General features: G+C 37.0%; 23 protein-coding genes. All 23 read left to right on the top strand.

Annotated features, from left to right (window positions below):
- The first annotated feature begins 4 nt into the window (after positions 1-4).
- The 23 genes from fusA (at position 5) to secY (ending at position 12,706) form a co-directional block, all read left to right on the top strand.
- On the top strand, positions 5-2,140 hold the full coding sequence (gene fusA, locus KO524_RS00460) for an elongation factor G (RefSeq protein WP_219288098.1): 2,136 nt from the start codon (positions 5-7) through the stop codon (positions 2,138-2,140).
- 11 nt (positions 2,141-2,151) lie between these two features.
- Entirely contained in the window at positions 2,152-2,457 is a 306-nt protein-coding gene (gene rpsJ, locus KO524_RS00455; protein WP_026710316.1) for a 30S ribosomal protein S10, read from the top strand.
- A gap of 96 nt (positions 2,458-2,553) precedes the next feature.
- On the top strand, positions 2,554-3,171 hold the full coding sequence (gene rplC / locus KO524_RS00450) for a 50S ribosomal protein L3 (RefSeq protein WP_219288096.1): 618 nt from the start codon (positions 2,554-2,556) through the stop codon (positions 3,169-3,171).
- Complete coding sequence (rplD, locus tag KO524_RS00445) at positions 3,171-3,800, top strand: 50S ribosomal protein L4 (RefSeq protein ID WP_219288094.1); 630 nt, start codon at positions 3,171-3,173, stop codon at positions 3,798-3,800. Before rplC ends, rplD begins: the two co-directional genes overlap by 1 nt.
- 7 nt (positions 3,801-3,807) lie before the next feature.
- On the top strand, positions 3,808-4,098 hold the full coding sequence (gene rplW / locus KO524_RS00440) for a 50S ribosomal protein L23 (RefSeq protein ID WP_219288092.1): 291 nt from the start codon (positions 3,808-3,810) through the stop codon (positions 4,096-4,098).
- Positions 4,099-4,104: 6 nt separating this feature from the next.
- Positions 4,105-4,929 (top strand): 50S ribosomal protein L2, encoded by an 825-nt coding sequence (gene rplB, locus KO524_RS00435; protein WP_219288090.1) that lies wholly within the window; start codon positions 4,105-4,107, stop codon positions 4,927-4,929.
- Between the two features lie 10 nt (positions 4,930-4,939).
- Entirely contained in the window at positions 4,940-5,218 is a 279-nt protein-coding gene (gene rpsS, locus KO524_RS00430) for a 30S ribosomal protein S19 (protein ID WP_219288088.1), read from the top strand.
- 9 nt (positions 5,219-5,227) lie between these two features.
- Positions 5,228-5,638, top strand: coding sequence for a 50S ribosomal protein L22 (gene rplV, locus KO524_RS00425; RefSeq protein ID WP_219288086.1), 411 nt, complete (start codon positions 5,228-5,230; stop codon positions 5,636-5,638).
- Between the two features lie 8 nt (positions 5,639-5,646).
- On the top strand, positions 5,647-6,372 hold the full coding sequence (gene rpsC / locus KO524_RS00420; protein ID WP_219288084.1) for a 30S ribosomal protein S3: 726 nt from the start codon (positions 5,647-5,649) through the stop codon (positions 6,370-6,372).
- A gap of 17 nt (positions 6,373-6,389) precedes the next feature.
- Positions 6,390-6,809, top strand: a complete 420-nt coding sequence (gene rplP, locus KO524_RS00415) for a 50S ribosomal protein L16 (RefSeq protein WP_219288082.1) — start codon at positions 6,390-6,392, stop codon at positions 6,807-6,809.
- Between the two features lie 12 nt (positions 6,810-6,821).
- Positions 6,822-7,013: a 50S ribosomal protein L29 gene (gene rpmC / locus KO524_RS00410; RefSeq protein WP_219288080.1), complete on the top strand. Its 192-nt coding sequence runs from the start codon at positions 6,822-6,824 to the stop codon at positions 7,011-7,013.
- A gap of 17 nt (positions 7,014-7,030) precedes the next feature.
- Entirely contained in the window at positions 7,031-7,288 is a 258-nt protein-coding gene (gene rpsQ / locus KO524_RS00405; protein WP_219288078.1) for a 30S ribosomal protein S17, read from the top strand.
- A 2-nt stretch (positions 7,289-7,290) separates the two neighbouring features.
- Complete coding sequence (rplN, locus tag KO524_RS00400) at positions 7,291-7,659, top strand: 50S ribosomal protein L14 (protein ID WP_219288076.1); 369 nt, start codon at positions 7,291-7,293, stop codon at positions 7,657-7,659.
- 12 nt (positions 7,660-7,671) lie between these two features.
- Complete coding sequence (gene rplX, locus KO524_RS00395; RefSeq protein WP_219288074.1) at positions 7,672-7,986, top strand: 50S ribosomal protein L24; 315 nt, start codon at positions 7,672-7,674, stop codon at positions 7,984-7,986.
- Positions 7,987-7,988: 2 nt separating this feature from the next.
- Complete coding sequence (rplE, locus tag KO524_RS00390) at positions 7,989-8,540, top strand: 50S ribosomal protein L5 (protein WP_219288072.1); 552 nt, start codon at positions 7,989-7,991, stop codon at positions 8,538-8,540.
- 3 nt (positions 8,541-8,543) lie between these two features.
- The gene (gene rpsN / locus KO524_RS00385; RefSeq protein WP_219288070.1) at positions 8,544-8,813 is read left to right on the top strand and encodes a 30S ribosomal protein S14; all 270 of its coding nucleotides are present in this window, start codon (positions 8,544-8,546) and stop codon (positions 8,811-8,813) included.
- A 21-nt stretch (positions 8,814-8,834) separates the two neighbouring features.
- On the top strand, positions 8,835-9,233 hold the full coding sequence (rpsH, locus tag KO524_RS00380; RefSeq protein ID WP_219288068.1) for a 30S ribosomal protein S8: 399 nt from the start codon (positions 8,835-8,837) through the stop codon (positions 9,231-9,233).
- Between the two features lie 16 nt (positions 9,234-9,249).
- Entirely contained in the window at positions 9,250-9,792 is a 543-nt protein-coding gene (gene rplF / locus KO524_RS00375; protein ID WP_219288066.1) for a 50S ribosomal protein L6, read from the top strand.
- An 11-nt stretch (positions 9,793-9,803) separates the two neighbouring features.
- On the top strand, positions 9,804-10,154 hold the full coding sequence (gene rplR / locus KO524_RS00370) for a 50S ribosomal protein L18 (RefSeq protein WP_219288064.1): 351 nt from the start codon (positions 9,804-9,806) through the stop codon (positions 10,152-10,154).
- 6 nt (positions 10,155-10,160) lie between these two features.
- Positions 10,161-10,685 carry a 30S ribosomal protein S5 gene (gene rpsE / locus KO524_RS00365; protein ID WP_219288062.1) on the top strand — a complete coding sequence of 175 codons (525 nt, stop codon included), beginning with the start codon at positions 10,161-10,163 and terminating at the stop codon, positions 10,683-10,685.
- Positions 10,686-10,696: 11 nt separating this feature from the next.
- Complete coding sequence (rpmD, locus tag KO524_RS00360; protein WP_219288060.1) at positions 10,697-10,879, top strand: 50S ribosomal protein L30; 183 nt, start codon at positions 10,697-10,699, stop codon at positions 10,877-10,879.
- A gap of 11 nt (positions 10,880-10,890) precedes the next feature.
- Positions 10,891-11,343, top strand: a complete 453-nt coding sequence (rplO, locus tag KO524_RS00355) for a 50S ribosomal protein L15 (protein ID WP_219288058.1) — start codon at positions 10,891-10,893, stop codon at positions 11,341-11,343.
- 16 nt (positions 11,344-11,359) lie between these two features.
- The gene (gene secY, locus KO524_RS00350; RefSeq protein ID WP_219288056.1) at positions 11,360-12,706 is read left to right on the top strand and encodes a preprotein translocase subunit SecY; all 1,347 of its coding nucleotides are present in this window, start codon (positions 11,360-11,362) and stop codon (positions 12,704-12,706) included.
- Position 12,707: the final 1 nt, after the last annotated feature.

The following is a 12,707-nucleotide window of genomic DNA, read 5'->3' as shown; positions in this document are numbered from 1 at the left end:
ATAGATGGCTAGAGATTTATTATATACAAGAAATATTGGTATTGCTGCGCATATCGATGCAGGTAAAACTACTACTACAGAGCGTATTTTGTTCTATACAGGTAAGAACCATAAAATTGGAGAAACTCACGAAGGGTCTTCAACTATGGACTGGATGGAGCAAGAGGCTGAAAGAGGTATTACCATTACATCTGCGGCTACTACTTGTACTTGGGATTTCCCAACAAATCAAGGAGCTAAGTTGCCAGAATCTAAAGAGTATCACTTTAACATCATTGACACTCCAGGACACGTTGATTTTACCGTAGAGGTAAACCGTTCTTTGAGAGTTTTAGATGGTTTGGTTTTCTTATTTAGTGCTGTTGATGGTGTTGAGCCACAATCAGAAACTAACTGGAGATTAGCTGATAATTACAAGGTGCCTCGTATGGGGTTTGTAAACAAAATGGACCGTCAAGGTGCTAACTTCTTAAACGTGTGTAAGCAAGTAAGAGAAATGTTGAAATCTAACGCTGTGCCTATTGTTTTACCAATTGGAGAAGAAGCAGATTTTAGAGGTATTGTTGATTTGGTTAAGAACCGCGCTATTGTATGGCACGATGAGAACCATGGAACAACTTTCGATATCGTTGATATTCCTGCGGATATGGTTGATGAAGTTCGCGAATACAGAGCTGCGTTAATCGAAGCTGTTGCGGATTACGATGAAACCTTGATGGAGAAATTCTTCGAAGATGAAGATTCAATTACAGAAGAAGAAGTTCACGTTGCTTTGAGAAAAGCGGCTATTGATATGTCTATCATACCGATGGTTTGTGGTTCTTCATTCAAAAATAAAGGAGTACAGTTCTTATTGGATGCTGTTTGTAGATACTTGCCTTCTCCAATGGATAAGGAAGGTATTGAAGGAATCAATCCTGATACAGAATTGCCTGTTGTGCGTAAACCATCAGCAACGGAGCCTTTCGCTGCTTTAGCTTTCAAAATTGCTACGGATCCTTTCGTAGGAAGATTGGCTTTCTTCCGTGTTTATTCAGGAAGATTAGATGCTGGTTCTTATGTATTCAATACGCGTTCTGGTAATAAAGAACGTATTTCTAGAGTTTACCAAATGCACGCCAATAAACAAAATCCTATCGATTATATCGAGGCAGGAGATATTGGAGCAGCGGTAGGGTTTAAAGACATCAAAACAGGGGATACTTTGTGTGATGAGAAAAACCCAATCGTTTTGGAAAGTATGGATTTCCCTGATCCAGTTATCGGTATCGCTATTGAGCCTAAAACCAAAGCGGACGTTGATAGAATGGGTATGGCTTTAGCTAAATTAGCTGAAGAAGATCCTACTTTTACGGTTAAGACAGATAAAGCTTCTGGGCAAACGGTAATTTCAGGTATGGGTGAGCTTCACTTAGATGTACTTATCGATCGTATGAGACGTGAGTTTAAAGTTGAAGTAAACCAAGGTGAGCCTCAAGTAGAGTACAAAGAGTGTTTAACTCGTGCTGCTCAACACAGAGAGGTTTATAAAAAACAATCAGGTGGTCGTGGAAAATTTGCAGATATTGTATTTACAATTTCTCCTGCAGATGACGTAGACGGAAAACCATTTGTTGGTTTACAGTTTGTTAACGCTGTTAAAGGTGGTAACGTACCAAAAGAATATATTCCTTCTGTAGAAAAAGGTTTCAGAGAAGCTATGAAACAAGGGCCTTTGGCTGGTTTCGAAATGGACTCGATGAAAGTGACTTTAACGGACGGATCGTTTCACGCGGTGGATTCGGATGCTTTGTCTTTCGAATTAGCAGCTAAAATGGGATATAAAGAATCTGCAAAAGCTGCAGGTGCTGTTATTCTTGAGCCGATCATGAAATTAGAGGTATTAACTCCGGAAGAAAACATGGGTGATATTGTTGGAGATTTAAACCGTCGTCGCGGTCAAATCAATAACATGGACGATAGAGCAGGAGCAAAGGTTGTTAAGGCTAGTGTGCCACTTTCAGAGATGTTTGGGTACGTGACTACGCTTAGAACGTTATCTTCTGGTAGAGCGACTTCAACTATGGAATTCTCTCACTATGCTGAAACACCTTCTAATATTTCAGAAGAAGTTATTAAAAAAGCTAAAGGAAACGCTTAATCTAAAAGAAAATGAGTCAGAAAATAAGAATAAAATTAAAATCTTACGATCATATGTTGGTTGATAAATCAGCAGAAAAAATCGTAAAAACTGTAAAAAGTACAGGAGCAGTGGTAACAGGGCCAATTCCTTTGCCAACTCATAAAAAGATTTTCACTGTTTTGCGTTCTCCGCACGTAAACAAAAAAGCAAGAGAGCAATTTGAAGTAAGTTCTTACAAGAGATTGTTAGACATTTACTCTTCTTCTTCTAAAACTATTGATGCTCTAATGAAATTAGAGTTACCTAGTGGAGTAGAAGTTGAAATCAAAGTGTGATAATACTCTTCCTTTAATAATACAATCAAGTACGGAGACTTGGGTTTCGGTACTTGATTTTTTAATAGAATTCAATAATTAATTAATTTAATATTTATGTCTGGGTTAATAGGTAAAAAAATCGGCATGACTAGTATTTTCGACGAGAACGGGAAAAACATCCCTTGTACCGTAGTTGAAGTAGGTCCATGCGTAGTTACCCAAGTCAGAACCAATGAGGTTGACGGGTATGAAGCGTTACAACTTGGTTTCGATGACAAAAAAGACAAAAGCGCAATTAAAGCTGAGTTAGGTCACTTTAAGAAAGCGGGTACGTCTGCAAAAAGAAAAGTCATTGAGATTAAGGAGTTTGAAAGCGAGTATAAATTAGGTGATGTTATCACAGTAGATCTTTTTCAAGAAGGTGACTTTGTAGATGTTCAAGGTGTTTCTAAAGGTAAAGGTTTCCAAGGGGTTGTTAAACGTCATGGTTTCGGTGGAGTTGGTCAAGCAACACACGGTCAACATAACCGTTTAAGAGCACCAGGATCTATCGGTGCTTCTTCTTATCCTTCTAGAGTATTCAAAGGAATGCGTATGGCAGGAAGAATGGGAGGAGTAAATGTAACAATTCAAAACCTTAGAGTTTTAAAAGTAGTTGCTGAAAAGAACCTACTTGTTGTTAAAGGAGCAATTCCAGGGCACAATAACTCTTATGTAATCATTCAGAAGTAATGGAAGTAAAAGTTTTAGATATCACAGGAAAAGATACTGGAAGAAAAGTTGAACTTTTGGATTCAGTATTTGCAATCGAACCGAACAAGCACGCAGTTTATCTTGATGTTAAACAATATTTAGCAAATCAAAGACAAGGTACACACAAGGCTAAAGAAAGAGCTGAAGTTGCGGGAAGTACACGTAAGATTAAAAAACAAAAAGGTACGGGTACCGCTCGTGCGGGAAGTATGAAAAACCCTTTATTCAAAGGAGGGGGAACCATCTTCGGACCAAGACCAAGAAGTTATTCTTTTAAACTTAATAAAAATTTGAAACGTTTAGCTAGAAAATCGGCATTCTCGATTAAAGCAAAAGAATCAAATTTAATTATCGTTGAAGATTTTAACTTTGAAACTCCACAAACTAAAAATTTCATCAATGTTTTGAATGCTTTAGGACTGGAAAATAAAAAATCTCTATTTGTGTTGGGTGATTCAAATAAAAATGTATATTTGTCCTCACGCAATTTAGAGAAGACTTCTGTTGTAATGAACTCAGAATTAAGTACTTACGCTATTTTAAATACGGTAAGTCTAGTTCTAACAGAAGGTTCTTTAGAGGGAATTGTTGAAAATTTAAGTAAATAATAGGAAGATGAGTATTTTAATTAAGCCTATCATTACCGAAAAAATCACAAAACAAGGAGAAATTTTCAATCGTTTTGGGTTCGTAGTGGACAAAAGAGCTAACAAAATTCAGATCAAAAACGCAGTGGAAGCTGCGTATGGTGTGAGTGTTGTTGGAGTAAATACCCTTAACTACAGAGCAGACCGATCAGTTAAATTCACCAAAAGTGGAATGATTAACGGTAAAACTAATGCCTACAAGAAGGCAATAGTGCAAGTGAAAGAAGGAGAGACAATAGACTTTTATTCAAATATCTAATAAATAATGTCAGTTAGAAAATTAAAACCTATTACCCCAGGTCAGCGTTTTAGAGTTGTGAATAGTTTTGACGCTATTACAACTGATAAGCCGGAGCGTAGCTTGCTAGCACCGAAAAAAAACTCTGGAGGTAGAAATAGTCAAGGAAAAATGACCATGCGATATATCGGTGGTGGTCATAAGCAAAGATACCGTATCATTGATTTCAAAAGAACTAAAGTGGGAATTCCTGCTTCAGTGAAATCTATTGAGTATGATCCAAACCGTACGGCATTTATCGCGTTGATCGCGTATGCTGATGGTGCGAAATCTTACGTTATCGCCCAAAGTGGTATGAAAGTGGGACAGTCAGTAATGTCTGGACCAGATGCAGCTCCAGAAGTGGGGAATGCAATGCCTTTAAGTAAAATTCCTTTAGGAACTGTTATTTCTTGTATCGAGTTACGTCCTGGTCAAGGAGCAGTAATTGCTCGTTCTGCAGGAACTTTTGCTCAGTTAGTTGCAAGAGACGGTAGATATGCTACAATCAAAATGCCTTCAGGGGAAATTAGATTGATTCTTTTAGAATGTATGGCTACAGTTGGTGCAGTATCTAACCATGATCATCAATTGATCGTTTCTGGTAAAGCCGGTAGATCAAGATGGTTGGGTAGAAGACCAAGAACAAGACCAGTAGCGATGAACCCAGTTGATCACCCAATGGGTGGTGGTGAAGGACGCTCTTCAGGAGGTCACCCACGTTCTAGAAATGGAATTCCAGCTAAGGGGTACAGAACTCGTTCTAAAGTTAAGTCGAGTAATAAGTATATCGTAGAACGTAGAAAGAAATAAAAGATAAGACATGGCACGTTCATTAAAAAAAGGACCTTATGTTCACTTTAAGTTAGAGAAAAAAGTTCAAGATAATATTGAAAAGGGTAATAAAGGGGTTGTTAAGACTTGGTCTAGAGCTTCGATGATTACTCCAGATTTTGTTGGACAAACTATCGCAGTGCATAATGGTCGTCAATTTGTACCGGTTTACGTAACAGAAAACATGGTAGGGCATAAATTAGGGGAATTTTCACCAACTAGATCTTTTAGAGGTCATGCGGGTGCGAAAAATAAAGGAAAAAAATAATAAGAAGCTATGGGAGTTCGTAAAAGAGAGAGAGCCGAGCAAATTAAAGAAGCTAAGAAAGATGTTGCTTTTGCAAAGCTGAATAATTGCCCTACTTCGCCTAGAAAGATGCGTTTAGTTGCAGATCTAGTTAGAGGACAAAAGGTAGAGAAAGCTCTTAATATATTAAGATTTAGTTCAAAAGAGGCTTCACGTAAATTGGAGAAACTACTTTTATCAGCAATCGCAAACTGGCAAGCTAAAAACAGCGAAGCTAATTTAGAAGAGGCAGGTTTGGTTGTGCAAGAAATAAGAGTAGATGGTGGAATGATGTTGAAAAGACTTCGTCCAGCTCCACAAGGTCGTGCGCACAGAATAAGAAAACGCTCAAATCACGTTACCGTGGTATTAGGAGCTAGTAATAACACACAAAGCAATTAATAAACAGTATGGGACAAAAAACTAACCCAATCGGGAATCGCCTTGGTATTATCAGGGGATGGGACTCAAACTGGTATGGTGGAAATGACTACGGTGATAAATTAGCCGAAGATCACAAGATCAGAAAGTATATCCATGCTCGTTTATCGAAAGCTAGTGTATCAAAAGTAATCATTGAGAGAACTTTAAAACTTGTAACCGTTACTATCACTACTGCTAGACCTGGTATCATTATCGGAAAAGGTGGACAAGAGGTAGACAAGTTGAAAGAAGAACTTAAGAAAATTACTGACAAAGAGGTTCAAATCAACATCTTTGAAATTAAAAGACCAGAACTTGACGCTTACTTAGTTGCAACTAGTATCGCTCGTCAAATCGAAAACAGAATTTCTTATCGTCGTGCCATTAGAATGGCTATTGCTGCAGCGATTAGAATGAATGCAGAGGGAATCAAAGTTTTGATTTCAGGTCGTTTGAATGGAGCTGAAATGGCTCGTTCAGAAATGTTCAAAGAAGGTAGAATTCCTCTATCAACTTTCAGAGCTGATATTGATTATGCACTTGCAGAAGCTCATACTACTTATGGTAGAATGGGAATCAAAGTGTGGATCATGAAAGGTGAAGTTTACGGTAAAAGAGATCTTTCTCCGTTAGTTGGAATGGACAAAAAACAGTCTAAATCAACAGGATCAGGAAAACCGGCTAAACCGAACCACCAACGCAAAAGAAAGTAATTTTAAACTAAAGAAAAATGTTACAGCCTAAAAGAACAAAATACCGTAAGGTACAGAAAGGTAAAATGAAAGGCATTTCTCAAAGAGGACATGAACTTTCAAATGGAATGTTTGGAATTAAATCTTTAGACTCATCATTTATCACTTCTCGACAAATCGAGGCGGCGCGTATCGCGGCTACTCGTTTTATGAAACGTGAAGGGCAATTGTGGATCAAAATATTTCCAGACAAACCTATAACAAAGAAGCCTCTCGAAGTGCGTATGGGTAAAGGTAAAGGTGCAGTAGAATATTGGGTTGCTGTAGTTAAACCGGGAAGAATCATGTTTGAAGTAGGAGGAGTACCTCTTTCTGTTGCCAAAGAAGCATTGCGCTTGGCAGCTCAGAAGCTTCCTGTAAAAACTAAGTTTATCGTTGCTAGAGATTTCGAAGCATAATCTAAATTTATTATGAAACAATCAGAAATAGTGAATCTATCTGCAGCTGAGTTACAAGATGGACTTAGTCAGTTAAAGAAAACATATACCGACCTAAAATCAGCTCATGCGATTTCTCCTATAGAGAATCCTTTACAAATCAGATCTTTAAGAAGATCTATTGCTAGAGTATCAACTGAGCTAAGCAAAAGAGAGTTACAATAATTGTATTCTGCTGAAAGATGGAAAAAAGAAATTTAAGAAAAGAGAGAATAGGTGTTGTTACGAGTAACAAAATGGAGAAATCTATTGTAGTTGCGGAGACAAAGAGAGTAAAACACCCGTTATATGGTAAGTTCGTGTTAAAAACAAAGAAATACGTTGCACACGACGAAACAAACGATTGTAACATTGGAGATACTGTAAAGATCATGGAAACTAGACCTTTAAGTAAATCAAAATGTTGGAGATTAGTTGAAATCATTGAAAGAGCGAAATAATTATGGTACAACAAGAATCAAGACTTAAAGTAGCAGATAACACGGGAGCAAAAGAAGTTTTGACTATCCGTGTACTTGGAGGAACGAAACGTCGTTATGCCTCTGTAGGTGATAAAATTGTAGTTTCAATTAAAGAAGCTACCCCTAACGCTAGCGTTAAAAAAGGGTCAGTTTCTACTGCAGTGGTTGTACGCACCAAAAAAGAAGTGAGAAGAGCCGATGGATCTTATATCAGATTTGATGACAACGCTTGTGTGTTGTTAAACGCGTCTGGTGAGATGAAGGGTACTCGTGTTTTTGGTCCTGTAGCAAGAGAACTTCGTGAAAGACAATTCATGAAAATTGTATCATTAGCACCTGAGGTGTTATAATTCGTTCGAAAGATGATAAAGCTAAAGATAAAAACAGGAGATACCGTTAGAGTAATTGCTGGAGACCATAAAGGTTCTGAAGGTACTGTTCTACGTGTATTACGTGAAAAAAACAAAGCTATTGTTGAAGGGGTGAATATTATTTCAAAACACGTGAAGCCTAGTGCTTCTAACCCTCAAGGTGGTATTGTGAAAAAAGAAGCTGCTATTCATATCTCAAACATCGCTTTAGTTGATACAAAAACTAAAGAAGTAACGAAAGTTACTTATAAAGTTGAAGGAGACAAGAAAGTAAGAGTTTCTAAAAAATCAAATCAAGTATTATAGTTATGGCTTATTTACCAAGACTTAAAGACGAATATAAGAACAGAGTAATCTCTGCGCTTACAGAAGAATTCGGATACAAAAATGTTATGCAAGTTCCTAAACTTGAAAAGATTGTTGTAAGCCGTGGCGTTGGAGCTGCTGTATCAGATAAGAAATTAGTTGATTACGCAGTAGAAGAATTAACAAAGATTACGGGCCAAAAAGCAGTAGCTACTATTTCAAAGAAAGACGTTGCGGCGTTTAAATTGAGAAAAGGTATGCCGATTGGAGCAAAAGTAACTTTGCGAGGAGAAAGAATGTATGAGTTTTTAGACCGTTTGGTTACTTCTGCATTACCACGTGTTAGAGATTTCGCTGGAATCAAATCTGATGGATTTGACGGAAGAGGAAACTACAACTTGGGGGTTACTGAGCAAATCATTTTCCCAGAAATCAACATCGATAAAGTAAACAAAATCGCTGGTTTTGATATCACTTTTGTAACTTCTGCTGAAACAGATAAAGAAGCCAAATCATTACTAGCTGAATTAGGACTACCTTTTAAAAAGAATTAAGTTATGGCTAAAGAATCAATGAAGGCCCGTGAGGTTAAAAGACAAGCATTAGTAGATAAATATGCAACTAAAAGACAAGCGCTTTTAGATGCTGGTGACTATGAAGGGTTACAAAAATTGCCTAAAAATGCTTCTCCAGTTCGTTTACACAACAGATGTAAATTAACAGGAAGACCTAGAGGGTATATGCGTCAATTCGGACTTTCCCGTGTCACTTTTCGTGAAATGGCAAATAATGGATTGATACCTGGAGTAAAAAAGGCAAGTTGGTAATTAAGATTAAAGGTAAATAAAATGTACACAGATCCAATAGCAGATTTTCTTACAAGAATTAGAAACGCAGTACGTGCAAATCATAAAGTGGTTGAAATACCTGCTTCTAAATTCAAAAGAGAAATCACAAAAATATTATTCGATCAAGGATATATCTTAAGCTATAAATTCGATGACAGTTCTGTTCAAGGAACCATCAAAATAGCTTTAAAATACGATAAAGACACTAAAGAGTCTGTTATCAGAGATATCCAAAGAATTAGTAAACCAGGTTTGCGTAAATATGCCTCATCAGCAGATCTTCCTAGAATCTTAAACGGTTTGGGAATTGCAATTGTTTCTACATCAAAAGGTTTGATGACTGGAAAACAAGCTAAGCAATTGAATGTAGGTGGTGAAGTAGTTTGTTACGTATACTAATATAAAAGACTTAGAAATGTCAAGAATAGGTAAAAATCCAATAACAATCCCAGCTGGAGTAACTGTAACGGTTAACGAAGACGTGGTTGTTGTAAAAGGAAAATTAGGCGAACTTTCTCAGAAAATAGTAGATATTTCAGTGAAAGTAGAAGACGGACAAGTAATCGTTACGCGTGATTCAGACGCTAAAGATCTAAGATCTAAACACGGTTTATATAGAAGTTTAATCAACAACATGATTGTTGGTGTATCAGAAGGTTTTACAAAATCACTTGAATTAGTAGGGGTAGGTTACCGTGCATCTAATCAAGGTCAGAAACTGGATTTAGCATTAGGTTTTTCTCACAACATCCTTTTGGAAGTTGCTGCAGAAGTAACTGTTGAAACCATTTCAGAAAAAGGTAAAAACCCTATTATTAAATTAACTTCTTCTGACAAACAACTTGTAGGACAAGTTGCTGCAAAGATTCGTTCTTTCCGTAAACCAGAACCTTACAAAGGAAAAGGTGTGAAATTTGTCGGAGAAGAACTAAGAAGAAAAGCAGGTAAATCAGCTTAAAAATTAAGACTATGTCATTAACAAAATCTGAAAGAAGACAAAGAATTAAATTCAGAATCAGAAAGATTGTAAGCGGAACTGCTGCTAAACCAAGACTTTCTGTATTCAGAAGTAATAAAGAAATCTATGCGCAAGTAATAGATGACGTAAACGGAGTGACTCTAGCTTCAGCTTCTTCAAGAGAAGCCGGGATAACAAGAGGCACCAATATTGAAACTGCTGCATCTGTAGGTAAACTTATCGCAGAGAAGGCTTCTAAAGCAGGTGTAGATACTATTTCTTTCGATAGAAATGGTTATTTATACCACGGACGTGTGAAATCATTGGCTGAAGGCGCTAGAGAAGCTGGCTTAAAATTCTAATTAGTTATGTATCAAAATTATAAAAACGTAGAATTTGTAAAACCAAGTGGTCTTGATTTAAAAGATCGTTTGGTTAGTGTAAACCGTGTTACCAAAGTAACTAAAGGAGGAAGAGCTTTCGGTTTTTCAGCTGTAGTTGTTGTAGGTGACGAAAACGGTGTAGTGGGTCATGGTTTAGGTAAATCTAAAGACGTTTCTGAAGCAATCGCGAAAGCGGTAGAAGATGCTAAGAAAAACTTGGTGAGAATTCCTCTAAACGGTCAAACTATTCCTCACGAACAAAAAGGGAAATTTAGTGGAGCACGTGTGTTTTTAATTCCAGCATCTAAGGGTACAGGAGTTATTGCAGGTGGATCTGTTAGAGCCGTTGTTGAGTCAGTAGGAATTGGAGACGTTTTGTCGAAATCACAAGGTTCTTCTAATCCACACAACGTGGTAAAAGCAACTTTTGACGCTTTATTACGTCTAAGAAGTGCTTCTACTGTTGCAAAACAAAGAGGGATTTCATTGGACAAAGTATTTAAAGGTTAATTTTGAGAGATATGTCAAAAATTAAAGTAAAACAAGTAAGAAGCCAAATCAATTGTCCTTTGTCACAGAAGAGAACATTGGAGGCTTTAGGACTTCGTAAGTTAAACCAAGTAGTGGAACATGAAGCTACAGGTGCGATCTTAGGAATGGTAAATAAAGTTCAACACTTAGTTTCTGTAGAGGAAATTAAATAATTTTGTAAAGTATGAATTTAAGTAATTTACAACCAGCGAACGGTTCAACCCACAATCAAAACAAACGAGTTGGTCGTGGGGAAGGTTCAGGAAAAGGAGGAACTTCTACAAGAGGACACAAGGGAGCTAAATCGCGTTCTGGTTATTCTAAGAAAATCGGTTTTGAAGGAGGGCAAATGCCACTTCAAAGACGTGTACCTAAATACGGTTTCAAAAACATCAACAGAGTAGAGTACCAAGCTATCAATTTAGATAGATTGCAAATCTTAGTTGATAATGGAAGCGTTACAGATACAGTAGATTTCTCGCTTTTAGTGGATCTAGGATTGACTTCTAAAAATGGTTTAGTAAAGATTTTGGGTGGTGGAGAACTTAAGGTTAAATTAAAAGTATCCGCACATAAATTTTCAGCATCAGCTAAGGAAGCTATCGAAGCTGCTGGCGGTGAAGTTGTAACTTTATAAAATCTTAATAAACAGGATGAAGAAGTTTATAGAAACATTAGCCAGTATTTGGAAAATTGAAGAACTAAAAAGTAAAATTTTAGTAACTCTAGGATTGTTAGTTGTGTATCGTTTCGGTACACAAATAACACTTCCGGGTATTGATGCAACGAAATTACAAGCTTTGTCGGCGCAGACTGACCAAGGAATTGGTTGGTTGATCAATGTTTTTACAGGTGGTGCATTCTCGCAAGCATCTGTATTTGCATTAGGTATTATGCCTTATATTTCTGCCTCCATCGTAGTTCAGTTGATGGGAATCGCGGTTCCTTATCTACAAAAATTGCAGAATGATGGTGAAAGTGGTAGAAAAAAGATGAATCAAATTACCAGATGGTTAACCATCGGTATTACCTTGTTGCAAGGACCTAGTTATATCTATAACTTGTATTTACAATTACCACCAGATGCCTTTTTACTAGGTTTCAATTCTTTCTCATTCTTGTTTTCTTCTGTAATTATATTAGTTACCGGGACTGTCTTTGCAATGTGGTTAGGAGAGAAAATTACAGATAAAGGTATCGGAAATGGAATCTCTTTGTTGATCATGGTCGGAATTATTGCAAGACTACCAGTGTCTTTCATTCAAGAATTCCAATCTAGAATCACCGATAACAACGGAGGTCCAATGGTGTTAGTTATTGAAGTAATTATTTGGTTATTAATTATTATTGCTTGTATTTTCTTAACTCTCGCAGTTAGAAGAATTCCAGTACAATATGCTAGAAGAAGCACATCAGGAGATTACGATCAAACGATGTTAGGTGGAAACCGTCAGTGGATTCCCCTTAAATTAAATGCTTCTGGTGTTATGCCGATTATTTTTGCTCAAGCAATCATGTTTATTCCTGCTGCAGTAGCCGGTTTATCAACATCAGATACTGCTCAATCTATCAGTTCTACATTCCATAATGTATTCGGATGGCAGTATAATTTACTTTTTGCACTATTAATCATTATTTTTACTTACTTTTACACCGCAATTACAGTACCTACTAATAAAATGGCTGATGATTTGAAGAGAAGTGGTGGTTTTATTCCGGGTATTCGCCCAGGAACAGAGACCTCTGAGTTCTTAGATAAAGTGATGTCATTGATTACCTTCCCAGGTTCCCTATTTCTTGCATTGATTGCTGTGTTCCCTTCAATCGTGGTAAGTTTATTAGGTGTTCAACAAGGATGGGCAATGTTCTATGGCGGAACATCGCTGTTAATTTTAGTAAGTGTTGCAATTGATACGATTCAACAAGTTAATGCATACCTTTTAAATAAGCAGTATGACGGGTTGATGACAAGTGGTAAAAATAGAAAAGCAACCGCTTAAT

Origin of the sequence: Flavobacterium sp. NKUCC04_CG, assembly GCF_019345525.1 — a bacterium.
GTDB lineage: Bacteria > Bacteroidota > Bacteroidia > Flavobacteriales > Flavobacteriaceae > Flavobacterium.
Note: the sequence above shows the minus strand (reverse complement) of the source record. Positions and strands in the feature narration are given on the sequence as shown.